The organism is Rhodococcus sp. IC4_135, from assembly GCF_011602025.1.
GTDB classification, from domain to species: Bacteria; Actinomycetota; Actinomycetes; order Mycobacteriales; family Mycobacteriaceae; genus Rhodococcus_F; species Rhodococcus_F baikonurensis.
Genome location: NZ_JAAOLG010000101.1, coordinates 1 through 1,354 on the forward strand (window position 1 = coordinate 1; position 1,354 = coordinate 1,354).

Annotated in this window: 1 protein-coding gene; it reads left to right on the forward strand. The window is 60.1% G+C overall.

Going from position 1 to position 1,354, the window contains the following annotated elements:
• The first annotated feature begins 67 nt into the window (after window positions 1-67).
• Window positions 68-1,348 (forward strand): IS256 family transposase, encoded by a 1,281-nt coding sequence (locus G8767_RS35160; protein WP_030537341.1) that lies wholly within the window; start codon window positions 68-70, stop codon window positions 1,346-1,348.
• Window positions 1,349-1,354: the final 6 nt, after the last annotated feature.

Sequence of the window (1,354 nt, forward strand, 5' to 3'; positions counted from 1 at the left end):
GGGACTGTTTCGTAATCGGTGTTTTGGCCCGAGACGCTGAGTGAATGCTCGGCGAGGAGGTGCCGAGATGACGACACTGGAGAATGTTACGAAGAAGAGGGCCGAGCCCTCCGCGGAAGCTGCGGCGGCCGCGGAGTTGGTGCGCCTGGCCAAGGAGCAGGGCCTGTCGCTGACCGGGCCGGACGGTTTGCTCAAGCAGTTCACTAAAACCGTTCTGGAAACCGCACTGAACGAGGAGATGACCGAGCACCTCGGGCACGACAAGAACCAAGCTCCGGCCGATCGGGAGTCTACGAATATTCGCAACGGGACTCGGTCGAAAACGGTGTTGACCGAGGCCAGTGGGCATGTCCCGATCGAGGTCCCTCGTGATCGGGAAGGGACGTTCGAGCCGCAGATCGTCAAGAAGCGCCAACGTCGATTGAACGGGGTCGATGAGATCGTGTTGTCGTTGTACGCCAAAGGATTAACGACTGGTGAAATCAGTTCGCATTTCGCTGAAATCTACGGGGCCTCGGTCTCGAAGGAGACCATCTCGCGGATCACCGACAAGGTCCTCGAGGAGATGCAGGACTGGTCTGCCCGTCCGCTCGACGAGGTGTACGCGGCAGTTTTCGTCGATGCGATCGTCGTCAAAGTTCGAGACGGGCAGGTCGCAAACCGGCCGATCTACGCGGCGATCGGCGTCAGTCTCGACGGACGGCGCGACGTGCTCGGATTGTGGGCCGGCACCGGCGGTGAGGGCGCCAAATTCTGGATGTCCGTGCTGACGGACATTCGCAATCGCGGCACTCGGGATGTGTTCTTCCTGGTCTGCGACGGATTGAAAGGCCTGCCGGAAGTCGTCGAGAACGTATGGCCGGCCACGACGGTACAAACGTGCGTCGTGCATTTGATCCGCAACACCTTTCGGCTCTCGGGACGTCAACACTGGGACGCACTCAAACACGATCTCAGACCGATCTACACGGCACCGACCGAGGCTGCCGCTCACGCGGGGCTGGACGATCTCGCCGAGCACTGGGGTGAGAGGTATCCGGCGATCATCCGATTGTGGACCAACGCTTGGCAGGAGTTCATTCCGTTCCTCGATTACGACACAGAGATACGGCGAGTGCTCTGCTCTACCAACGCGATTGAGTCCCTCAATGCCCGCTATCGGAGGGCGGTGAAAGCTCGTGGCCATTTCCCTACCGAGGCGGCTGCGCTGAAGTGTCTGTATTTGGTGACACGTTCGCTCGACCCGACAGGCAAGGGCCAGGCACGATGGATAACGAGGTGGAAGCCCGCTCTGAACGCGTTTGCGATCACGTTCGCCGATCGTTGGCCGGGATCGGAAACTTACTGATGGAAA

What these genes read in the sequence shown, in the direction of transcription:
- G8767_RS35160 (WP_030537341.1), top strand. Translation starts at nt 68, where the DNA reads ATGACGACACTGGAGAATGTTACGAAGAAGAGGGCCGAGCCCTCCGCG.